Origin of the sequence: Dryocola sharpae (assembly GCF_051307055.1) — a bacterium.
Taxonomy (GTDB): domain Bacteria; phylum Pseudomonadota; class Gammaproteobacteria; order Enterobacterales; family Enterobacteriaceae; genus Dryocola.
Genome location: NZ_CP149994.1, coordinates 2,204,217 through 2,225,682, shown reverse-complemented (window position 1 = coordinate 2,225,682; position 21,466 = coordinate 2,204,217). Strand labels below are relative to the sequence as shown.

Below are 21,466 nucleotides of genomic sequence, written 5' to 3'. Positions count from 1 at the left end.
TGCGTATTACCTGATTCACGGAGGACCCGTTCCGCGTATGACCACGATGGCAAAAAAAATCACTATTAACGACGTTGCCGATGCCGCAGGTGTATCGGTGACGACGGTCTCGCTCGTACTAAGCGGCAAAGGCAGAATCTCCGCGGCGACCGGAACGCGCGTAAATGAAGCTATTGAAAAACTCGGTTTTGTGCGCAACCGGCAGGCGGTATCGCTGCGGGGAGGGCAAAGCGGCGTTATTGGTCTGATAGTGCGGGATCTGTGTAATCCCTTTTATGCGGAGCTGACGGCGGGGCTGACGGACGAGCTGGAAAAGCAGGGCAAATTACTCTTCCTCACCCAAAGCGGCGCGAAAGGCCAGCATATGCAGCGCTGCTTCGAAACGCTTATCGCCCAGGGCGTGGACGGCATCATTATCGCCGGTGCGGCAGGTCAGGGGGCGGAGCTAAGGGAATTAGCCGAACAAAAGCAGCTGCCGCTGGTTTTCGCCTCCCGTGCCAGCTATCTCGACGAAGCGGACATAATTCGCCCGGATAATATGCAGGCCGCGCAGCTGGTGACCGAGCATTTAATTAAGCGGGGGCATCAGCGAATTGCTTGGATCGGCGGCCGGGGCTCTTCGTTGACGCGCGCAGAACGCCTCGGCGGCTATTGCTCAACGCTGTTAAAGTTTGGGCTGCCGTTCCACAGCGAGTGGATTATCGAATGCGAGTCCAGCCAGAAGCAGGCGGCGGACGCCATCACCGCTTTGCTGCACCATAACCCGACCATTACGGCCGTGCTCTGCCATAACAGCACCGTCGCCATGGGCGCCTGGTTCGGCCTGCTGCGCGCGGGAAGACAAAGCGGAGAAGGGAGCCTGGACAGCTATTACGACCGCCACGTCGCGCTTGCCGCCTTTGCAGAGGTGATGGACGAAGAGCTGGATGATTTACCGCTGACCTGGGTTTCCACGCCGGCAAGAGAAATAGGCCGCAGCGCGGGGCAACGCATCCTGACACGGGCGAAAAATGGCGATGATGAAGCGCGTAATCAGATAATGCCCGCGCGGCTGGTGCTGCGAAGCAGTTGAAAGCGTAAAGAAAAAACGCCAGCAGGAGAAATGTTCCGGCCCGGGTTGATTAGCGGAAGAAAACCATCCCGTCGTACGGGTTTTTCTGGCATGACTGAAGCCTTGTTTCCAGATTGCCGCTATGGGCTTCTAATCTGTGACCATCGGGATCGAGAAAGTAGATCGATGCGCCTTCACTTTTATTCTCTTTCCACTCGGCAACGCCTGCGGCCCGCAATTTCTCCCGGAAGCTCCCGATATGCTGCGCGGAAAGCGTAAAGGCGTAGTGGGTGTAATCTCGCCTGCCGTCCACATCGTCGAGCGATAAACACAACCAAAGCTCTCCCAAAGAGAGATAAGCCCTCCGACCATTTTGCTCGTGGCGTAAAGCCCAGCGTTTTCACGTAAAAATCAAAGCTGCGCGTCAGATCGCTAACCTCTAACCGGCAGCCTGAAAAAGCCTCCCGAAGGAGGCTTGCCAGATTTACTGCTGAGGCGCAGCCGGAGCAGGCGCTTCAAGCTCTGGCGCCGGAGGCGGTACGTCTGTGCCAGGCAGGCCAAACATGCCAATCAGATCGCTCAGGGACATTTTCTGACCGTTAAGCGTGGCCTGACCGTTGGCGTACTGCAGGCTGGAGACGATGTTGTTGTCTTGCATCGTGGTAACGCGGAACATCTGACCCATCGCCGCCAGGCCTTTGATCTGCTGGCTGGCCAGCTTCGCGGCGTCTTCCTCTTTATAGCCTTCGAGCTGCGCAACCTGCGTCATCAGGCTGGTGGCCATATCCATTGGGATCACAAGTTTGCTATCGAGAGATTTCAACACGCGGTCCAGCTGCTGCTCAGGCGTGGTTGCTTCACCCGTTGCCGCGGCCGGATCTTTTAAGAACAGCGACAGGTTGAAGGTGCTTTCGCCTTTGTCGTTTTTCCAGCTTAGCGGCGCAACGGTAACGACCGGGTTGCCCTTGAGCAGCAGCGGGAAATTGGCCGCAAAGACTTCAATCACTTTCTGCTGATAAATTTCCGGGTTCGCTGCCACGGCCGGATCGGCGAGCAGCTTCTGGGATTCCTCGTTATAGATCTTGCTGAATTCATGCATCGCGGCGCCGTCGATATTGCCGACTTTCAGCGTCAGTTTGCCGCTGCCCATATTTTGATTCTGTACTTTCAGCGCGTCGAGAGAGTAATCGATTTGCCCGGCAAGGTGCTTTTTATCATCCTGCACGTCTGATTTCGCATTGAGCGTGAAACCTTCAAGGACCGCCATTTCTTTGCCTTCAACGGCAATCGCCAGTTTTTCAATGGAGGCTTTTTGCTCGCCCACGCGCTCGTCGAATTCGCTGCGCTGGGTGCTGCCGTCGGTTTTCACGTTATTGAAAGTCATCTGTACATGCTGGCCGTACTGGTTGACCGTGTTAACCAGACCGCTTTTAGCTTCGCCGGAAAGGGCGATTTTATTGCCTTCACCGTCCACATCAGCCGTGAACTGGCCGCCGCTAAAGGCCACTTTCTCTTCGCCGTTTGCATAGTTCAGCGGCAGGAGCTCGATATCAGACGAGGTGGCGCCGCTGTAGCCCACGCGGGTTTGCGCATCGATAAAGGACTGGCCTTTGGTGGTGTCAAACAGCGGCTTAGTGGTTGGGTTACTAACCAGCACGGTGCGGATGGAAGCCATGGCTGGGATCAAATTGAATTTTTTTAACTGAGCAAAGGGGAAGGGACCGTGGTCGATGGTTTCAGCGAACACTACGCTTTGATCCGGTTTCAGAAGCGCGCTTTGCTTGCCCGCCGTCGGCTTAACGACTAACTGCATGCTGCTGTGGAACAGGCCGCGGTGGTACTCCTGGTAGCTCAGCGTCAGGCCGGCTTCGGGTGAGGCCCTGTTTAATTCGCTGTTCGCATTGCCGATCATTTCAGCCATACGTCCTTCAAGCTGTTTACCGGTATACCAGGCAGCGCCCGTCCACACCACGCCGAGCGCAACAATTACACCTACCGCAACCAGAGATTTTTTCATCTTGTCCTGTCCATTTTAAAGCGGCGGTCAGACATCCCCTGACCGTCGAATGAAAAACGCCCGCGGGCGTTTTGAAAACTATCGCTTAAGCTTAGCAATCCATAGGTAAAAGATCAGTAAGTTACTTAATTTCAGCATTTGTTATAGACGCGGGCGATACGGCCTACGCCGCTTGCGGAAACCGGCGATTCGTTTGCTGCGATAAAAGCTGACTCGCCGGGCTTAAGAACCAGCTGCTCTTCGCCTTTGCTGAGCACCGTTTCACCTTCCACGCAGAACACTATGGCTGCGCTGTCCTGCGCCAGCGCGGCAGGGGCGGCATGCAGATCGTGCAAAGAGAAAGCGAAATCGGCGACCGGAACGGGGAAGCTCAGCTCGTGGCCGTTGCGCTGCGGCTGGGTCAGCAGTTCGCCTGCTGGCTTCGGCTCGAACCGGACGTTTGCGACCAGCTCAGGAATATCGATATATTTTGGCGTCAGGCCCGCGCGCAGCACGTTATCTGAGTTGGCCATCACCTCCAGCGCCACGCCTTTAAGGTAGGCGTGAGGCGTTTCCGCGAACAGGAACATGGCTTCGCCCGGCTCGAGCTTAACTACGTTAAGCAGCAGCGGGGAGAACAGGCCGCTGTCGTCGGGATAAAATTCAGAAATTACGCGGATGGTTTCCCACGGCTCGCCCTGCTGGCCGTTCAGCGCGGCTTTCAGCACGGCTAACGCACGGGATTTTTCTTCGCCCTGCATATTCAGCAGGCTGGCAAACAGATGAGCTAAACGTTCAGCGCCCGGCTCCTGCAGGAAGTGGGCGATAGCGTTATGCGCGCCAGAAACCGGCTGCAGCAAAGAGACGATTTCAGAGAACTCGCGAAAGGCGTTCATGGCAAGGAACGGGGTCAGGGCGAAAACCAGCTCAGGCTTGTGGTTTGGATCTTTATAATTACGCTCGGCCGCGTCAAGCGGGATGCCGGCCGCATTTTCTTTTGCAAAGCCGGTTTCAGAGGCTTTTTTGTTTGGGTGCACCTGAATGGAGAGCGGCTGATCGGCACAGAGCACTTTAAAGAGGAACGGCAGCTCGCCAAATCGCTGCGCTACGGCCGCGCCCAGGGCAGCTGTTTGATCGGCGTCGATCAGCTCCCGTAACGCGTGCGGCTGGCCGTTTACCAGCACTTTTGAACTGCTTTTAGGATGCGCGCCCATCCACAGCTCCGCCATCGGCAGGTTGTCCGGATTTGGCATGCCGTAGAGTTCCGTTAAGGCAGTTTTACTTCCCCATGCATAGTTCTGCACTGAGTTGATTAATTTTTGCATTATCAAGCCCCGCTGTAATGTAGATAAAGTTGCGACTATTAAAGCAATTATCCATCGGGAAGTAACCAGGGGAGCAAAAAGTCGTATTAGTCTCAGTTTTTGTTAAAAAATTGTGTAGCATGTTGTGATTAAATTTTTAACCAAGCACGGAAGCCCGTGTCCGCAGCCAGAATAATTAACGTATCTGATGTCGTAAGTGAGAGAACAATGTCGAGTAAAGCCTTTCATTATCAAGAGCCGTTCCCGTTAAAAAAAGATGAAACTGAATACTATCTGCTCAGCAAGGATTACGTTTCAGTCTCCGAGTTCGAAGGGCAGGAAGTCCTGAAAGTTGACCCGAAAGCCCTGACCCTTGTTGCCCAACACGCCTTCCACGATGCCTCATTTATGCTGCGCCCGTCCCACCAGCAGCAGGTCGCCGATATCCTTTACGATCCCGAAGCCAGCGAAAACGACAGGTATGTTGCGCTACAGTTCCTGCGCAACTCGGAGATCGCCGCTAAAGGCATCCTGCCGACCTGCCAGGATACGGGTACCGCGATTATCGTGGGTAAAAAAGGCCAGCGCGTCTGGACCGGCGGCGGGGATGAAGCCGCGCTGTCGCAGGGCGTCTATAACACCTACATTGAAGATAACCTGCGCTATTCCCAGAATGCCGCGCTGGATATGTACAAAGAGGTGAATACCGGCACGAACCTGCCCGCGCAAATCGACCTCTACAGCGTGGACGGCGCGGAATACAAATTCCTCTGCATCGCCAAAGGCGGTGGTTCAGCGAACAAAACCTATCTTTACCAGGAGACCAAGGCGCTGCTCAGCCCTGGCAAGCTGAAAGATTATCTGGTGGAGAAAATGCGCAGCCTCGGCACAGCGGCCTGCCCGCCGTATCACGTGGCCTTTGTTATCGGGGGCACCTCTGCGGAATCCACCCTTAAGACGGTAAAACTCGCGTCCACTAAGTATTACGACGGCCTGCCGACGGAAGGTAACGAACACGGCCAGGCGTTCCGCGATATTCAACTGGAAGCAGAGCTGCTGAAAGAGGCGCAGAACCTCGGTCTTGGCGCGCAGTTCGGCGGCAAATACTTTGCCCATGATATTCGCGTTGTGCGCCTGCCGCGCCACGGCGCATCCTGCCCGGTCGGCATGGGCGTATCCTGCTCTGCGGACAGAAACATCAAAGCGAAGATCGACCGCGACGGTATCTGGCTGGAAAAGCTGGAGCACAATCCGGGCAAATTCATTCCGCAGGAGCTGCGCCAGGCGGGCGAGGGCGAGGCGGTTAAAGTCGATCTTAACCGTCCGATGAGCGAAATCCTCAAACAGCTTTCTCAGTACCCTGTTTCTACGCGTCTTTCCCTGAGCGGGACTATTATTGTGGCACGCGACATCGCCCACGCTAAGCTCAAAGAGCGTATCGACAGCGGCGAAGGCCTGCCGCAGTATGTGAAAGATCACCCGATCTACTATGCGGGCCCGGCCAAAACGCCGGACGGTTATGCTTCTGGTTCGCTTGGCCCAACCACGGCAGGGCGCATGGACTCCTATGTGGATCTGCTGCAGGCCAACGGCGGCAGCATGGTGATGCTGGCGAAAGGCAACCGCAGCCAACAGGTGACGGACGCCTGCCATAAACACGGCGGCTTCTACCTGGGCAGCATCGGCGGCCCGGCGGCGGTACTGGCGCAACAAAGCATTAAAAGCCTGACCTGCGTGGAATATCCGGAGTTGGGTATGGAGGCTATCTGGAAAATCGAAGTAGAAGATTTCCCGGCTTTCATTCTGGTCGATGACAAGGGCAACGATTTCTTCCAGAAAATTCACGCCTCGCAGTGCGCAAGGTGCGTGAAATAAACCGCTGAAACCGCCCGCCTGGGCGGTTTTTTTTAAGCTCGAAAGGAGAGACAAATGGCATCCAGTCGTATCGAAAAAGATTCTATGGGCCCCATTGATGTTCCGGCAGACAAACTCTGGGGCGCGCAAACGCAACGTTCGCTTGAGCATTTCCGCATCTCCACGGAAAAAATGCCGGTGGCGCTGATTCAGGCGCTGGCATTGACCAAGCGTGCGGCGGCGAAAGTGAACATGGATCTCGGCCTGCTCCCTGCTGAACGCGGTAAAGCGATCCTGGCCGCCGCGGACGAAGTGCTGGAAGGCAGGCATCCTGATGAGTTCCCGCTTGCTATCTGGCAGACGGGGTCCGGCACCCAAAGCAACATGAATATGAACGAGGTGCTGGCAAACCGGGCGAGCGAGCTGCTCGGCGGCGTGCGCGGCATGGACCGCGTGGTGCATCCAAACGATGATGTGAACAAGAGCCAGAGTTCTAACGACGTGTTCCCGACGGCGATGCATGTCGCGGCGGTTAAAGCGCTCCGCGAACAGCTTATTCCGCAGCTCACCGTGCTGAAAGAGACGCTGCAGGCGAAAGCGGAGGCGTTCCGCGACATTGTTAAAATCGGCCGCACGCATCTTCAGGACGCCACGCCGTTGACGCTCGGCCAGGAGATTTCCGGCTGGGTGGCGATGCTGGAACACAACCTTAAGCATCTCGAACAAAGCGTGCCCCACGTGGCGGAGCTGGCGCTGGGCGGCACCGCCGTCGGTACGGGGTTAAATACGCATCCTGAATACGCGGTGCGTGTGGCGAAGGAGCTGGCTGACATCACCGGGCAGCCTTTCGTAACCGCGCCTAATAAATTCGAGGCGCTGGCCACCTGCGACGCGCTGGTTCACGCGCACGGCGCGCTAAAAGGCCTGGCTGCAGCGCTGATGAAAATCGCCAACGACGTGCGCTGGTTGTCCTCAGGCCCGCGCTGCGGCATCGGCGAAATCGCCATCCCGGAAAACGAACCGGGAAGCTCCATCATGCCGGGGAAAGTGAACCCGACGCAGTGCGAAGCGATGACCATGCTGTGCTGCCAGGTCATGGGGAATGATGTAGCGGTAAATATCGGCGGCGCCTCCGGCAACTTTGAGCTGAACGTCTATCGCCCGATGATTATCCACAACGTCCTGCAATCGATTCGCCTGCTGGCGGACGGCATGGAAAGCTTCAACGAGCACTGCGCCATCGGCATCGAGCCGAACCGCGACCGTATCAGCCAGCTGCTGAATGAATCGCTGATGCTGGTGACCGCGCTTAATACGCACATCGGCTACGATAAAGCGGCGGAGATTGCCAAAAAAGCGCATAAAGAAGGGCTGACGCTCAAAGCCGCGGCGTTAAAGCTGGGCTATCTCACAGAAGATGAGTTTGACGCCTGGGTGCGGCCAGAGGAGATGGTCGGCAGCATGAAGTCTTAACGCTTTGAACTCGCTGCCAAAGTCTATTGCTCTTAAGCGCATTAGCCGGGGCGAATAAAAGCAAAAAATTGCTTCTTCCGGTTCATCCCAGGCACACGGAAAACGCGTTTTCAGGTGTTTGCCAGCAATCTGAGCGCCTCTAAGAAGGCGCTTTTTACTCCTCGCAATAGAGATGCAAACGCGGGATCAGCAGCCGCAGCGCCTGAGCTTCGGGCTTGTAGCGGTGACGGATATTGTCCGCATCGTAGTTCAGCAGCTCGCCAATCTCCGGCGGCGCCTCGCCGGAATCCCGCTGGCACAGAACAATCAGGGGCGAAGGGCAGGCGAGCTGCACCTGCTTTTGCTGCTCCTGATACCAGACCCGCGCAACCGGCTGCACTTTCACCGGCCGCTTAATCTTCAGTCTGACGCTGTCGGACAGCATGGCCACGTTGTTCAGCTCCCGTTCGATCTGCTCCGCCCACTGTTCGCGCGTCCAGGGCGGCACGGCGCGGTTTGCCTTCAGGCTCTTCTCAAGCATCGCCATCACTTCACGGCGGGTCAGGTTTTTGATTATCTGCTTATTCGCCCAGCCAAAGCGCAGCGTGGAGGGCGTATCGACAAGCGTAATCGCGCGGTAGGCGTTGAGCGTAATCAGGCCCGGAATATGACGATGCACCCACTCAAAGCGCTGCACGCTCGGCAGGCCAGAATCAACGCTGATAATCTTTTCCAGCGCCAGTTTGCGCTGGTTAATGCGGGCGATCAGATCGCCTGTCTGCCGGTACTCTTCGGCGGTTACGGCATAACAAACGGCGCCGGGAAGGCGCACCGCGGCCTTGCTGCTGATGTTTTCTGACTGCTGCTGGATGAAGAGACGGGTAAAGTGCGCAAGCGTTGCCTCGTGGGCCTCTTTGCCGATCCGCTGCGTCACTTCAATATGCATTAACGGCTCGTGCTCCTGACCCTTTTCAATTTCCGGCAGGGTAAATACGCGCCCGACCAGCAGGCGGCAGCTCTCCAGCCGGTCGCGAAGCTGGTGCAGATCCCGCTCAAGCTCGCGAAACGTAGCGGTCAGTCTTTCAATCAGATCGTAATCGGCCATACAGCACCCTCTTTAGTTACAACATACTTATAATTTATAACACAACAAAACCTACCTGACCAACAGCATCACCATCAGTCAGGCAGAGAAGAATGGTTTTATGCGACGGGCGAGGCCTGAGGTTCGAAAGTATTAACCGGCCAGCTAAAACGGATGCGGGCTCCGCCAAGGGAGCTGCTGTTTACGCTAACGGAGCCACCCATAGCTACCGCAACGGAGCGCACAATCGCCAGCCCCAGACCGCAGCCGCCGGTGGCTCTGTCGCGGCTTGGGTCAAGGCGAACAAACGGCTGAAAAACGTGCTCGCGTTCTGCCGCAGGAATGCCCGGACCGTCGTCTTCAACCTGCAGCACGGCCGTCTGTTCCTCCAGGCACAGGCTGACGCGCAGCTTTTGCCGGCTGTAACGAAGGGCATTATTAATGAGATTGTCGATGACTCGCTCCATAAGCCGTAAATCAATCTGCCCGAAAATAGAGGCAGCAGGGCATTCCAGTGCGATATCCCGGTGGGGATGGATGAGCCGGACATCCGCAATATGGTTTTGCAGCCAGTGCGGGAGATCGACCGAGGTAAGATGCAGCTCGGTTTGCGGCCGATCGAGGCGGGCATAGGTCAACAGCTCATCGATAAGCCCTTCAAGCTGGCCTATATCCCGGTTAAGCGCCTGGGACTCTTCCGCGGCAAGATTATCGCTCATTTCCAGCCGGTAACGCAGGCGAACCAGCGGCGTGCGCAACTCGTGGGCGATACCGTCTATCAGCAGTTTTTTACTGGCAATCAGCGCGTTAATGTCATCCGCCATCTGATTAAAGGCGACGCCTAAACGGTCGAAACTGGAGGCGCTGTCGAAGTGAAGCCGCTCGTCCAGATACCCCTTGCCGAGCCGCTGGGCTGCGGTTTCCAGTTTCAGCATGTCCTGCCAGTGCGGCCGCATCCAGATAAATACGGGGAAGGCGAGCGAGATGGCAATAAAAGCCATCAGCGCTACGTCAAGCAGGCGCATCTGATGCAAAAAGAACAGGTACGGAATTGGGCCGACGGCCAGCACGTAATGGCTGCGGGGAATACGCTGGATAAACGTATATTCATCATCGAGTGCGACGATCTCCCCTTCGCGCAGGCGGCGAGTGGCGATGTCGTCGAGCTTAAATTTGCTCATCGGCTCGATGTTTAACTTAAACGATAAGTTGAGATCGAGATCGTTGATGGTTTTGTTCCAGTCCCTGGGCGGAATTTCCCGCAGTTCGCTCCGCATCAGATACAGCGAGCTTTTCATCAGGTCATCCAGCGACTGTCGGCCCGCGCGCTCGGCGGTGAATTTATAGACCAGCCCGACCAGCATCGTCATCACAAGAAAGCAGACAAACAGCAGGAGATAAAACTGAATAAACAGCTTTTTCATTAAAAATTACCAATCTATCAGTTAACTGGCTCTGCCTCCTGAAATCGGGGGCGCTATGGGCCACAAGTATGCTCGCGTTCTCGTCGGCTGACCAGATGCAGGACTTTCGCCAGGTTTTGTTGTTATGTTATAACGTAAAAATAAAATGCGAATGACCAACAGGAGAGAGTCACAATCATGAAGAACGCCGCTATTTTACTGGGACTGGGAGTATTACTGAGCAGCTCGCACGCTTTCGCGCATGCACATCATCATGGCGCGCCTTTAACGGAGACGGAACAAAAAGCCAGTGAAGGGGTGTTTGACGATAAAAACGTCAAGGATCGCGCGTTGAGCGACTGGGACGGCATCTGGCAGTCACTCAATCCTTACTTACTGAAGGGCGACCTGGCTCCGGTCCTGGAAAAAAAGGCGAAAAAAAGCGGCGAATCGCTTGCTGAGGTAGAGGCCTATTACAAAAAAGGTTACGCAACCGACATCGACACCATCGGCATTGAGAATAACGTCATGGAATTTCACGTCGGGAAAGAGGTGAGGTCCTGCGAATACCGGTATGCCGGCTTTAAAATCCTGAACTACGTCTCGGGGAAGAAGGGCGTGCGTTACCTGTTTGAATGTAAGGATAGCCAGTCTGCGGCGCCGAAATATGTTCAGTTCAGCGATCATATTATCAGCCCCCGCAAATCACAGCATTTCCATATCTTTATGGGTAATACATCCCAGGAAGCGCTGCTGAAAGAGATGGATAACTGGCCTACTTTCTATCCTTACAACATGACTACCGCGCAGGTAGTGGATGAAATGCTGCATCACTAAAAGGAGAGATGCCGCTTTCAGGCGGCATCCCTGTTTCATCACGCTGTGCTTTCCCAGGCATGGGGGGCAAAAAGATAGCCTTTGTTGCGTACGGTTTTGATGCGAAACGGTTCCGTGGCGCTGTCGTACAATTTTTTGCGCAGCCGGGATATGGCGACATCCACGCTTCTGTCCATGCCGTCGTAGCTTACGCCGCGCAAGTTTTTCAGCAGCGCGTCCCTGTCCATAATTTGCCCGGCATGCGTGGCCAGCTCCCATAGCAAATCAAAATCTGCGGTAGAAAGCGCGATATGTTCATTGCCGAGCGTAACCTGCCGGTTCAGCGGGTCGATACAAAGCGCGCCAAACCGCATCGCCTTATGCGGTTTAAGCGCGGCTGGCGTGGTTTCAACGGTGTGCTGGGCCGATATGCGCTGGCGAAGATGCAGCCTTAAGCGCGCCAGCAACACGGCGGGAGGGGTAGTTTTCAGAATGTAATCGTTAGCGCCCATTTCCAGCGACAGAATATGGTTCATGTCGCTGTCGAGAGAGGTCAGCAGAACGATGGGGCCGTCCCACTGCGGGCGCAGGTCGCGACATAGCGTCATGCCGTCTTTACCTGGCAGCATGACGTCCAGAAGCACCAGGTCGGGCTGCTGCTGTTTAATCACCGCTTCGGCGCAATCGCCGCGGCTTTCGACAATCACATCAATGTCGTGTTTTCCCAGGTAAGCTGCAATCAGCGCGCCCACTTCCGGGTCATCTTCCACGTATACGATTTTGTTCATAACCCGGCACGTCAGGTAAAAATGGCAACATACACTGAGCGAATCAATTACGCCATCAATGACTGGTAAACAGATTTATCGAAGGGGTCGGCCGCCGTCCACGGCATGGGAACGCCCGGTTACGTACCTGCTTTCCAGCAGATAATTTACCAGGGCGACGATCTCTTTTTCGCCCGGCGCCACCTTCATCAAAGATTTATTCAGCGCGGCTTTGCGGTACTGCGCATCGTCGTGTTCGTTGAATAAAATCATTGCCGGGGCGATAGAGTTGACCTTCACCTCAGGGGCCAGCTTACGGGCGAAAGAGCGCGTCAGGTTATCTAGCGCGGCTTTACTGGCGGCGTAGGCGATATGTTTGTCGCTGCCGCGCTCAACCACATAATCGGTGAAGTGAATAATGTCCGAACCGGCGTGGCCATGTCCGCGCAATAAAGGTTCAAGCAGATGATTCATCAGGTAAGGCGCATTGACGTGAATTTGCAGCATGGCCGCAAGCGTATCGCTATGCGCAACCGACGAAGATTCGGCCTGCCAGGCGCTGGCATTATGAATAATGGCGCGCAGGCCATTGCAGCGCTGCATAACGCTATCCGCAAAAGCCTTGATCCCTTCATCCGTAGAGAAATCGCCGAACAGGCAAAGCGCGCCCGCCCGTTCAAGCTCGTCAATGGAAGGGTAGCGAGTCCTGAAGCTGACAATGACCTGCTGCCTGCGCGCCAGAAAATCTTTCGCCAGCGCAAGGCCAATACGGCGGCCAGCGCCGGTAATCAGCACGGGCCGGCCAGAAAACGTTTTATCCATCGTTCGGTTCTCCATACTTGCGGTTCAGGCGTCGTTATCGCACCAGCATCCATGTCGCTGGAAACGAAGCAAGCAGCATAGCTGCAATAATCGCTCTTTCCTGCATGTTCAGGCTGGCCTCATGAGTATGCGTGCTGCGGGCGTACATAAAAACAAGCAATCCAGGGGCATACAGTACCACCGACAGCAGGAGGTGCATCGGGCCTGATGCATAAAGTAGCCACAGGCCATAAAGGCATGCGCCGAGGCCGATGGCTTTATGCAGCGGACGCGCAGCCACTTTTAATAAATAGGCGCCCACCAGGAAATAGGGCACGAGGATCATCTCTGATGCGATGGTCAGCAGGGTATTGTAATCAGATCCCGTAAGCCAGATCAGCACCAGACAAAGCTGTACGCTGATATTAGTCAGCCACAGCGATGCCGAAGGAGCGTTATTTTTATTCTGGCGCGCAAAAATTTTCGGAAACGCTTTATACGTAGCGGCGAGCAAAGGTACTTCTGCGGCCATAATAGTCCAGCTCAGGTAGGCGCCGCACACGGAAACGATAAGGCCCGCGGCAATGATGACCTCGCCCCATGGGCCCATCATCTCAACCATGATGCCCGCCATGGACGGGTTGCGCATCGTCGCCAGCTCCGGACGGGCCACCACGCCAAGAGAAAGCAGCGTTACCAGCAGATAGACGCCCAGCGCGGCAATGACGGCGAGCAGGGTTGCGCGTCCTACATCTTTTTTATTGCGCGCCCGCGCGGAAACGACCACGGCGCCCTCGACGCCGATAAACACCCACAGCGTAATCAGCATGGTGTTTTTAACCTGCTCCCAGACCGGCACGCCTAACGCCAGGCCGGAAAAATCGAGGCTAAAGGTACGGAGCCGGAAGGCCATCGCTGCGAGCACGATAAACATACCGAGCGGGAGAAGTTTAGCGAGGGTGGCGACCAGATTGATACTCGCTGCGGTTTGTACGCCGCGCAGCACCAGCCAGTGGACCATCCATAATAAGACAGACGCGCCCAGGATGGCTTGCCAGGTATTGCCATCACCAAACAGCCGCAGCTCTGGCGTATCGGTAAAGAAGCTTAACGCCGAAAACACGATGACGAGATAGGAAACGTTAGCGATAACCGCGCACAGCCAGTAGCCCCAGGCGGAGCAAAAACCGATTAATTCACCAAAGCCTTCGCGGGCGTAGGTAAATATTCCGCCGTCCAGCTCCGGACGCAGGCGGGTCAGCACCAGCATGGCGAGCGCCAGCAGCAGAATGCCCGCGCCGGTGATAGCCCAGCCAATCAACAGCGCCGCGGGACTTGCCACGCTTGCCATATTTTGCGGCAGGCTAAATACCCCAGCGCCGAGCATCGAGCTGAGGACCAGAGCGGTTAACGCGGCGAGGCCAAGTTTCTTTTCCATAGATGTCCAGTAAATGTGAGGCAGGTTCCAGCATAATTATTATGCTTTTTCGCATAAAAATGGTGGATCACGCTAAGGCGCGGAATTTTACGGAGTGTGGACACTGCTTGCAATGGCATGCGCCATAAATTGAACTAATCGCGCAAAAAGAGGGCGCTAAAAAGGGCAGCCAGAGCTGCCCTCAGACTGGCAAAGCGCTGAAACAGGCATGGTAAAAAATAAACAGGAAAAACAGCCCATTGATTTCGGCAGCTCAACCATAAAGAAAGAAAATCACGTTTTTTCTTTCTTTGCCGGCAATCCTCAGGGCAGCGAAAGCAACCCTGAGGATAGGGCTGAATTATTTATAGAGATCTGCGCTGACGGTCAGGTTGCCGCCACGCTCCTGCCACTGGCGGGTCACGTGGTAGAACTTCGCCCCTTTCTTCGCCGCACGTTTGGCCACCTGGTATGAGACTTCAGTCATGCCGCTGTAGTGACCGGTGAACTTGATGCTGTCGAAAGGCACCATCTGAGCGGCGGTGATCTTATTGATTTCCTCAACCTTCGTGCCGTCCGGCAGGGTGACAGTGTAACGCCCACCTTTTGATGACTGGGTTTCAAAGAAGCGGCCCACGTCGGAGCTTGGGGTTGCAGAAGAGGCAACGCCCGGAATCTCAACTTTTTTCGCTGCGGCGCCGCCGGCCGCCAGCGCCGCTTTACCCGCTTCTGAATTTGCAGGGATGGCGTCCGGATTCTGCACGACGCGTTTTTTGGCGTCAGCTTTATAGATGAACGCTGTTATACGCTGGTTGCCGCCCTGGTTTGCATCGACCTGACGCACGATGAAGAAAGAGGACGCTCCTTTAGCTTTAGCGGCTTTGGTAATGGCGTCGTTAACTTCCGGCTGGTTGCGATAGAAGCCCTGCACGGTAACGGTATCGAAAGGTTCAAGCAGATAAGCCTGGGCTTTTGGCAATTCCATCACGCCGTTGATGACGCGGTTGCCTTTTTCTTCGGCTTTCTGCGCGTCCGCATGGAAAATATCCGCAACCACACGCCAGTTGCCGCTGTTGCCGGTGTCGTTCAGATCCTGAATGTAGAAAGAAGCGGCGCCGGCGTCGTCCGCACGGCGAGAAACGGCTTTGGCCGCGTCGCTGATGGCAGTAAAACGCCCCGTCACAACGATGCGATCAAAAGGTTTAAGAGAGGCCGCTTGTTCCGGCGTCAGCTCCTGCGCTGCCTGAGCGGACAGCGTAGTGAGGGAGATAAGTGCTGACGCCAGAAGGGTGTTCTTGAGCTTCATAAAAATAATCCTTCGCCTTGCGCAAAATGAATACTAATACCGCATTCTCTGAAAATTACCTGTAAGCCGCAGATTATTGCATTGAATGAGCATGACTGTCTGCGGCATTTTTCAAAGTGGCATCCTGCCGTTGCCGAATTTTCATAACCAAAGATTATAGGTCCTCAATTTGGGCGCTTGACCAGTAAAAACGATAAAGCTTATGACTTCTTTGGTTAATACGATGTTAAAACTGGCTTTTAGCATGGCGCAGAATCGTGTTTTACCGCTTCGCTTAAGCGTATTATCAGGCATCGGCGATGAATTTTAGTTAAAAAGAGCTGCCTGAGCGCCCTGGCCCTTAGATTTTGCGGGAAAGATACAAATAGTGCGATCATGATGTGGATCACAGGCGTTATTTTCAGTAGGTTATAAAAAGTTTGTTACAGATGTATTTTTTGTTGAAGTGGTAACGGAGATGACGTTTGCCAGGAGTACAGGCAGCGTGCATACGGCTGGCTACGGCAACGTCTGACAAACCATCATAATAAACAGATGGAAGGGAAAACTATGCGTATTGGTGTACCAAGAGAGCGGTGGGCAGGTGAATCCCGCGTGGCTGCCACACCGAAAACCGTGGAACAACTGCAGAAGCTGGGATTTACCGTCGCCATTGAAAGTGGCGCAGGCAAGCTGGCGAGCTTTGATGACGAAGCGTTTCTTCAGGTGGGCGCCGCCGTTACCGACACTCAGGATGTCTGGCAGTCCGACATCATCCTGAAGGTAAATGCCCCGCAGGACAGCGAAATTGAGCTGATGCGCGAAGGCTCAACGTTAGTCAGCTTTATCTGGCCTGCACAAAATGCAGAGCTGCTGGAAAAGCTCGCGGCGCGCAACGTCACCGTAATGGCAATGGACTCGGTGCCGCGTATTTCGCGCGCGCAGTCGCTCGATGCGCTGAGCTCCATGGCCAATATCGCGGGCTATCGCGCTATTGTTGAGGCCGCCCATGAGTTTGGCCGCTTCTTTACCGGGCAAATTACCGCCGCAGGCAAAGTGCCGCCGGCGAAGGTGATGGTAATAGGCGCGGGCGTAGCGGGCCTTGCGGCAATCGGCGCTGCAAACAGCCTTGGCGCCATCGTGCGTGCTTTTGATACCCGTCCTGAGGTAAAAGAACAGGTTCAGAGCATGGGCGCCGAGTTCCTGGAACTCGATTTTAAAGAGGAAGCGGGCAGCGGCGACGGCTATGCCAAAGTGATGTCCGAAGCCTTTATAAAAGCGGAGATGGAACTGTTCGCCGCGCAGGCGAAAGAAGTCGACATTATCGTTACCACCGCCCTGATCCCGGGCAAACCAGCGCCGAAACTCATCACCCGTGAAATGGTTGATTCCATGCAGGCGGGCAGCGTGATCGTCGATCTGGCGGCGCAAAACGGCGGTAACTGTGAATATACGGTGGCCGATAAAATCACCGTTACGCCAAACGGCGTGCGCGTAATTGGCTATACCGATCTGCCGGGCCGTCTGCCGACCCAGTCCTCACAGCTGTACGGCACCAACCTGGTAAACCTGCTGAAGCTGCTCTGTAAAGAAAAAGACGGCAATATCAACGTCGATTTTGAAGACGTGGTCGTTCGCGGCGTAACGGTTATCCGCGAAGGTGAAGTTACCTGGCCTGCGCCGCCGATTCAGGTTTCCGCCCAGCCGCAGGCGGCGCAGCCAAAAGCTGCCGCTCCGGTAGAAGAGAAAAAACCCGCTTCCCCCTGGCGCAAATATGCGTTTATGGCGCTGGCGATTATTCTCTTCGGCTGGCTTGCTGACGTTGCGCCTAAAGAGTTCCTCGGCCACTTTACGGTGTTCGCCCTGGCCTGCGTGGTGGGTTATTACGTGGTGTGGAACGTTTCACATGCGCTGCATACGCCGCTGATGTCGGTCACTAACGCTATCTCAGGGATCATTGTGGTTGGCGCGCTTTTACAGATTGGTCACGGCGGCTGGGTCAGTTTTCTGAGCTTTATCGCCGTGCTGATTGCCAGCATCAATATTTTTGGTGGTTTCACCGTCACTCAGCGCATGCTGAAAATGTTCCGGAAGAACTAAGGGGTAACAAATGTCTGGTGGATTAGTTACAGCTGCATACATTGTTGCCGCGATCCTGTTTATTTTCAGCCTGGCCGGGTTGTCAAAACACGAAACGTCAAAGCAGGGCAACCTGTTCGGCATGGCCGGTATGGCGATTGCGCTGGTTGCAACCATCTTTGGGCCGGAAACGGGCAACGTCGTATGGATAATCGTGGCGATGGTTATCGGCGGTGCTATCGGTATGCACCTTGCGAAGAAAGTCGAGATGACGGAGATGCCGGAGCTGGTGGCGATTCTGCACAGCTTCGTGGGCCTTGCGGCGGTGCTGGTGGGCTTTAACAGCTATCTGGATCACGCGCCGGGACTCGAACCGGTGATGGAAAACATCCATTTAACGGAGGTGTTCCTCGGCATCTTTATCGGCGCGGTGACCTTCACGGGCTCAATCGTGGCGTTTGGCAAGCTGCGCGGTAAGATTTCCTCTAAACCGCTGATGCTGCCAAACCGTCACAAGCTGAATCTGGCGGCGTTAGTCGTCTCCTTTGCGCTGCTGATTGTGTTTGTTCGTACCGAAAGCGTTGGCCTGCAGGTGCTGGCGGTGCTGGTAATGACCATCATTGCGCTGGCGGTCGGCTGGCATCTGGTGGCCTCTATCGGCGGTGCGGATATGCCGGTAGTGGTCTCCATGCTGAACTCCTACTCGGGCTGGGCGGCGGCGGCGGCGGGCTTTATGCTCAGCAACGATCTGCTGATCGTTACCGGCGCGCTGGTAGGCTCATCGGGTGCGATTCTGTCGTACATCATGTGCAAAGCGATGAATCGCTCGTTCATTAGCGTCATCGCCGGTGGTTTCGGCACGGATGGTTCATCTACCGGTGAAGCCGATGAAGCCGGCGAACACCGTGAAATAACAGCGGAAGAGACGGCAGAAATGCTGAAAAATTCCAGCTCTGTGATCATCACCCCGGGCTACGGTATGGCGGTTGCGCAGGCGCAGTATCCGGTTGCTGAAATTACCGAGAAGCTGCGCGCGCGCGGGATCAAAGTGCGCTTTGGTATTCACCCGGTTGCGGGCCGTTTGCCTGGCCATATGAACGTCCTGCTGGCTGAGGCCCGCGTGCCGTATGATGTGGTGCTGGAAATGGATGAGATCAACGACGATTTCACCGATACCGACACCGTGCTGGTTATCGGCGCTAACGATACGGTTAACCCGGCCGCGCAGGAAGATCCACGTAGCCCAATCGCCGGTATGCCGGTGCTGGAAGTGTGGAAAGCGCAAAACGTTATCGTCTTTAAGCGTTCGATGAATACCGGCTATGCCGGGGTGCAAAACCCGCTGTTCTTTAAAGACAACACGCAGATGCTGTTTGGCGATGCGAAAGCCAGCGTGGAAGCCATCCTTAAAGCGCTCTGATTTGTGGGATGCTCAGTAAAAACCGCCTTTTGGGGCGGTTTTTTTTGGCTTACAGCAGGCGATTTAAACGCATTAAATCGTGGAGGCGTCCGCGCTAAGGCCCGGCACAAGGATAACCTTACGGCAGTCTTCCTGGCGCTTCTCAAAAATTTCATACCCGCGGGCTGCATCTTCGAGAGGAAGGTGGTGAGTCACAATTTCTTCAGGATGCAGATGGCCGCTTTCTATCAGCCTGAGCAGCTCGGGCAGATAGGCATGAACGTGCGTTTGTCCCATTTTGAAGGTCAGGCCTTTATCAAAGGCATCGCCAAACAGGAAGGCGTGAATGAAGCCTGCGTAAACACCCGGCACGCTGACAATCCCTCCGCGGCGCACGGCGGCAATACACTGCCTCAATGCCTTACCGCTGCTGCCTTCAAGTTTAAGGTTGCTGAGCACCGTTTCGGTCAGACTGCCTTTCGCTTCAAAGCCGACCGCATCGATGACCGCATCCACGCCGCGGTTCCCGGCAGTGTTTTCAATAATCCAGGCGGCAGCATCGTCGTTTTCATCGAAATTGATCGGAATTGCGCCATAACGTTGCTGGGCGAAAGCGAGCCGGTAGGGATGATGATCGATAATAAATATTTTCTCCGCCCCGGCCAGGCGAGCGCACGCTGCGCACAGCAATCCTACAGGCCCGGCGCCGAAAATCGCCACGCTTGAGCCTTGTTTCACCTCAGCATTTTTAACCGCCTGCCAGGCAGTAGGAAGAATATCGGAAAGGAATAAAACTTTTTCATCGGCAAGAGTGGACGGCACTTTAAACGGGCCCGCGTTGGCCTTTGGCACCCGGACATATTCCGCCTGGCCGCCGGGTATGCCGCCATACAGATCGCTGTAGCCAAATAAAGCGGCAGGAGGCGTGATCGATTTGCGGTTCAGCGCGGAACCTTTGCCCGTATTGGTCGTTTCACAGGCCGCGTACTGATGCAGATGGCAGAAAAAACAGTCTCCGCAGGCGATGACGAAAGGGATGACAACCCGATCGCCCTTACTCACCGCCGTTACGCCTGCGCCTGTTTCAACGACTTCGCCCATAAACTCATGGCCGAAAATATCGCCATGATGGATGCCGGGGATTTTCCCATGATAGAGGTGCAAATCTGAACCACAAATCGCCGTAGCGGTGACTCTGAGAATAATATCGTCAGGTGCTTCGATGGTGGGGTCGGGCATATTGTCGACGCTGACATGTTTAGGGCCATGATAAGTAAGTGCTTTCATACGTTAGCTTTATCCTCGCGATCCCGGGTTAATAAATGAACGACCTTAAAAATGTAGCCTGGATTCTGTTAGCGCGAGGGAGATAAAGCTTGTTATGCAGAATAAAAGGTGGTTTTTAAGATTCTGTACCAGACTTATGGTCTGATGAATTCATTAATAACCTTATTTATCAGGCGATCGGCAGCCTGGCTAAATAGGTTATACTTTTCAGCCGTATTTTATTTGGCGACAGATTTGGCCGGGCTGGCTTATTTTCTGTCAGTACGAAAAATTTATTTTGCGCAGGCTGGATGCTTACACGGCGTTATTTCCAGCCTCAGGATTAATTTGCTTTCGCGTTTGTCTGGCTTACCCGCCGTTAAGCAGAAAACAGCTCCCGCAGATGCTAAAAAGCCCGTCGGTGTCTTCACCAACGGGCTTTTTAGTTAACTTAGGGAAGCATTAATCGTCTTCATCATCGTCTAATTCGACCGGCGTCTGGTATTCATCAGGCTTGATGACCAGCAGGTCGCAGCGTAAATGATCGATAACCTGCTCGACGGTGTTGCCGAGGAACGCGGCGGAAAGGCCTGTGCGTCCTACCGTTCCCAGCACAACGATCCCCGCCTGGAGATGTTCGGCCAGATCCGGGATTACCTCTTCCGGCAGGCCTTTTTCGACATGCGTCATTTTCTCATCGATGCCAAACTGCTGACGGATAGCTTTCATCGCCACCAGATGCTGGCCGCGAATGGCGTCGTTATAAACGCTGGGGTCAAAATCCGGCAGTTCGATGGCGATATTGATAGGCGTAACGGGGTAGGCGCCTACCAGATGAACTTCCGTGTGGTTGATGTCATCCGCCAGCCGAAGGGTTTCTTTAACTAACTTCTCATTAAGCGCGTTGTGGTACTGCTCTTCGCTTGCAAGGTTTACGGCAACCAGCGCTTTACCGCCTTCCGGCCAGGGCTTCTCATTCACCATCCACACCGGGCAAGGGCATTTGCGCAGCAGATGCCAGTCGGTTGGGGTGAAAATTACCGCCTCAAGCTTATCGTGCTGGTGGGTCATCTTTAACAGCAGATCGTGACCGCCGCCGATCACTTCCTGAATAATCGCTTCGAAGGGCCGGTTATGCCAGACCACTTTAATCTCAATGGGGACACCGGCTTCGATGTAATACTGCGCCTGTTCTTTAATCCAGGCCGCGCGCTGGCTGATGACGCCTTTACGCATAGCGGTGCGTTCGTCTGGCGACAGAAGGGTGGTCATTTCATAAGAAAAGTCATAGATCGGCAAAAACGCCTTAATTCTGCCGCCAATCCTTTGATGCAAATAAACAGCGCGCCGCAGGGCAGGTTGATCGTCCTGATTGGGATCAATCGCGACTAGCATGTTTTGATACTTTGCCATACAGGTCTCCTTACGACTGCTTAACCACAGTCTGTTAAGTAAGATTAACCTATAAGGAGCGAATGAAACAGGTGAGAAG

The 21,466-nt window shown here is 54.9% G+C and carries 16 protein-coding genes and 1 pseudogene; 6 read left to right on the top strand and 11 right to left on the bottom strand.

What is annotated here, in order from left to right; translation table 11 throughout:
• Positions 1 to 37: 37 nt before the first annotated feature.
• Positions 38 to 1,072, top strand: a complete 1,035-nt coding sequence (locus tag WLO31_RS10745) for a Mal regulon transcriptional regulator MalI (protein ID WP_435926594.1) — start codon at positions 38 to 40, stop codon at positions 1,070 to 1,072.
• Positions 1,073 to 1,121: 49 nt separating this feature from the next.
• On the opposite strand, the pseudogene WLO31_RS10740 reads toward WLO31_RS10745, so the two are convergent.
• The 3 genes and pseudogenes from WLO31_RS10740 to manA all read right to left on the bottom strand — a co-directional run bounded on the left by WLO31_RS10740 (position 1,122) and on the right by manA (position 4,372).
• Positions 1,122 to 1,533 (bottom strand): annotated as a pseudogene (locus WLO31_RS10740) (VOC family protein).
• A 2-nt stretch (positions 1,534 to 1,535) separates the two neighbouring features.
• A complete protein-coding gene (locus WLO31_RS10735) occupies positions 1,536 to 3,068 on the bottom strand; it encodes a YdgA family protein (protein ID WP_435926593.1) in 1,533 nt (510 codons plus the stop codon).
• Positions 3,069 to 3,199: 131 nt separating this feature from the next.
• Positions 3,200 to 4,372: a mannose-6-phosphate isomerase gene (manA, locus tag WLO31_RS10730; protein ID WP_435926592.1), complete on the bottom strand. Its 1,173-nt coding sequence runs from the start codon at positions 4,370 to 4,372 to the stop codon at positions 3,200 to 3,202.
• 207 nt (positions 4,373 to 4,579) lie between these two features.
• Here manA and fumA point away from each other — a divergent pair, with 207 nt between their 5' ends.
• On the top strand, positions 4,580 to 6,226 hold the full coding sequence (gene fumA, locus WLO31_RS10725; RefSeq protein ID WP_435926591.1) for a class I fumarate hydratase FumA: 1,647 nt from the start codon (positions 4,580 to 4,582) through the stop codon (positions 6,224 to 6,226).
• A 54-nt stretch (positions 6,227 to 6,280) separates the two neighbouring features.
• Complete coding sequence (gene fumC, locus WLO31_RS10720) at positions 6,281 to 7,678, top strand: class II fumarate hydratase (RefSeq protein WP_435926590.1); 1,398 nt, start codon at positions 6,281 to 6,283, stop codon at positions 7,676 to 7,678.
• 154 nt (positions 7,679 to 7,832) lie between these two features.
• Here the strand turns inward: fumC and tus are convergent, their stop codons facing one another.
• Entirely contained in the window at positions 7,833 to 8,762 is a 930-nt protein-coding gene (gene tus / locus WLO31_RS10715) for a DNA replication terminus site-binding protein (protein ID WP_435926589.1), read from the bottom strand.
• A 98-nt stretch (positions 8,763 to 8,860) separates the two neighbouring features.
• On the bottom strand, positions 8,861 to 10,165 hold the full coding sequence (rstB, locus tag WLO31_RS10710; RefSeq protein ID WP_435926588.1) for a two-component system sensor histidine kinase RstB: 1,305 nt from the start codon (positions 10,163 to 10,165) through the stop codon (positions 8,861 to 8,863).
• A 177-nt stretch (positions 10,166 to 10,342) separates the two neighbouring features.
• Between rstB and zinT the strand changes: the two genes are divergently transcribed.
• The gene (gene zinT, locus WLO31_RS10705; RefSeq protein ID WP_435926587.1) at positions 10,343 to 10,981 is read left to right on the top strand and encodes a metal-binding protein ZinT; all 639 of its coding nucleotides are present in this window, start codon (positions 10,343 to 10,345) and stop codon (positions 10,979 to 10,981) included.
• Positions 10,982 to 11,019: 38 nt separating this feature from the next.
• Here zinT and rstA read toward each other — a convergent pair whose 3' ends face one another.
• The 4 genes from rstA to ydgH all read right to left on the bottom strand — a co-directional run bounded on the left by rstA (position 11,020) and on the right by ydgH (position 15,251).
• Positions 11,020 to 11,748 carry a two-component system response regulator RstA gene (rstA, locus tag WLO31_RS10700; protein ID WP_435926586.1) on the bottom strand — a complete coding sequence of 243 codons (729 nt, stop codon included), beginning with the start codon at positions 11,746 to 11,748 and terminating at the stop codon, positions 11,020 to 11,022.
• 75 nt (positions 11,749 to 11,823) lie between these two features.
• On the bottom strand, positions 11,824 to 12,549 hold the full coding sequence (gene folM / locus WLO31_RS10695) for a dihydromonapterin reductase (protein WP_435926585.1): 726 nt from the start codon (positions 12,547 to 12,549) through the stop codon (positions 11,824 to 11,826).
• A 34-nt stretch (positions 12,550 to 12,583) separates the two neighbouring features.
• On the bottom strand, positions 12,584 to 13,966 hold the full coding sequence (locus WLO31_RS10690) for an amino acid permease (RefSeq protein WP_435930476.1): 1,383 nt from the start codon (positions 13,964 to 13,966) through the stop codon (positions 12,584 to 12,586).
• 340 nt (positions 13,967 to 14,306) lie between these two features.
• Positions 14,307 to 15,251 (bottom strand): DUF1471 family protein YdgH, encoded by a 945-nt coding sequence (gene ydgH / locus WLO31_RS10685; RefSeq protein WP_435930475.1) that lies wholly within the window; start codon positions 15,249 to 15,251, stop codon positions 14,307 to 14,309.
• A gap of 549 nt (positions 15,252 to 15,800) precedes the next feature.
• Between ydgH and pntA the strand changes: the two genes are divergently transcribed.
• Entirely contained in the window at positions 15,801 to 17,330 is a 1,530-nt protein-coding gene (gene pntA, locus WLO31_RS10680; protein WP_435930473.1) for a Re/Si-specific NAD(P)(+) transhydrogenase subunit alpha, read from the top strand.
• Between the two features lie 10 nt (positions 17,331 to 17,340).
• Positions 17,341 to 18,729, top strand: coding sequence for a Re/Si-specific NAD(P)(+) transhydrogenase subunit beta (gene pntB, locus WLO31_RS10675; RefSeq protein ID WP_435930470.1), 1,389 nt, complete (start codon positions 17,341 to 17,343; stop codon positions 18,727 to 18,729).
• 72 nt (positions 18,730 to 18,801) lie between these two features.
• Here pntB and WLO31_RS10670 read toward each other — a convergent pair whose 3' ends face one another.
• Both WLO31_RS10670 and uspE read right to left on the bottom strand, forming a co-directional pair.
• Positions 18,802 to 19,995, bottom strand: a complete 1,194-nt coding sequence (locus WLO31_RS10670) for a zinc-dependent alcohol dehydrogenase (protein WP_435930468.1) — start codon at positions 19,993 to 19,995, stop codon at positions 18,802 to 18,804.
• 441 nt (positions 19,996 to 20,436) lie between these two features.
• Positions 20,437 to 21,387 (bottom strand): universal stress protein UspE, encoded by a 951-nt coding sequence (uspE, locus tag WLO31_RS10665; RefSeq protein WP_435930467.1) that lies wholly within the window; start codon positions 21,385 to 21,387, stop codon positions 20,437 to 20,439.
• Between the last annotated feature and the right edge of the window lie 79 nt (positions 21,388 to 21,466).

What these genes read in the sequence shown, in the direction of transcription:
- WLO31_RS10745 (WP_435926594.1), top strand. Translation starts at nt 38, where the DNA reads ATGACCACGATGGCAAAAAAAATCACTATTAACGACGTTGCCGATGCC.
- WLO31_RS10735 (WP_435926593.1), bottom strand. Translation starts at nt 3,068, where the DNA reads ATGAAAAAATCTCTGGTTGCGGTAGGTGTAATTGTTGCGCTCGGCGTG.
- manA (WP_435926592.1), bottom strand. Translation starts at nt 4,372, where the DNA reads ATGCAAAAATTAATCAACTCAGTGCAGAACTATGCATGGGGAAGTAAA.
- fumA (WP_435926591.1), top strand. Translation starts at nt 4,580, where the DNA reads ATGTCGAGTAAAGCCTTTCATTATCAAGAGCCGTTCCCGTTAAAAAAA.
- fumC (WP_435926590.1), top strand. Translation starts at nt 6,281, where the DNA reads ATGGCATCCAGTCGTATCGAAAAAGATTCTATGGGCCCCATTGATGTT.
- tus (WP_435926589.1), bottom strand. Translation starts at nt 8,762, where the DNA reads ATGGCCGATTACGATCTGATTGAAAGACTGACCGCTACGTTTCGCGAG.
- rstB (WP_435926588.1), bottom strand. Translation starts at nt 10,165, where the DNA reads ATGAAAAAGCTGTTTATTCAGTTTTATCTCCTGCTGTTTGTCTGCTTT.
- zinT (WP_435926587.1), top strand. Translation starts at nt 10,343, where the DNA reads ATGAAGAACGCCGCTATTTTACTGGGACTGGGAGTATTACTGAGCAGC.
- rstA (WP_435926586.1), bottom strand. Translation starts at nt 11,748, where the DNA reads ATGAACAAAATCGTATACGTGGAAGATGACCCGGAAGTGGGCGCGCTG.
- folM (WP_435926585.1), bottom strand. Translation starts at nt 12,549, where the DNA reads ATGGATAAAACGTTTTCTGGCCGGCCCGTGCTGATTACCGGCGCTGGC.
- WLO31_RS10690 (WP_435930476.1), bottom strand. Translation starts at nt 13,966, where the DNA reads ATGGAAAAGAAACTTGGCCTCGCCGCGTTAACCGCTCTGGTCCTCAGC.
- ydgH (WP_435930475.1), bottom strand. Translation starts at nt 15,251, where the DNA reads ATGAAGCTCAAGAACACCCTTCTGGCGTCAGCACTTATCTCCCTCACT.
- pntA (WP_435930473.1), top strand. Translation starts at nt 15,801, where the DNA reads ATGCGTATTGGTGTACCAAGAGAGCGGTGGGCAGGTGAATCCCGCGTG.
- pntB (WP_435930470.1), top strand. Translation starts at nt 17,341, where the DNA reads ATGTCTGGTGGATTAGTTACAGCTGCATACATTGTTGCCGCGATCCTG.
- WLO31_RS10670 (WP_435930468.1), bottom strand. Translation starts at nt 19,995, where the DNA reads ATGAAAGCACTTACTTATCATGGCCCTAAACATGTCAGCGTCGACAAT.
- uspE (WP_435930467.1), bottom strand. Translation starts at nt 21,387, where the DNA reads ATGGCAAAGTATCAAAACATGCTAGTCGCGATTGATCCCAATCAGGAC.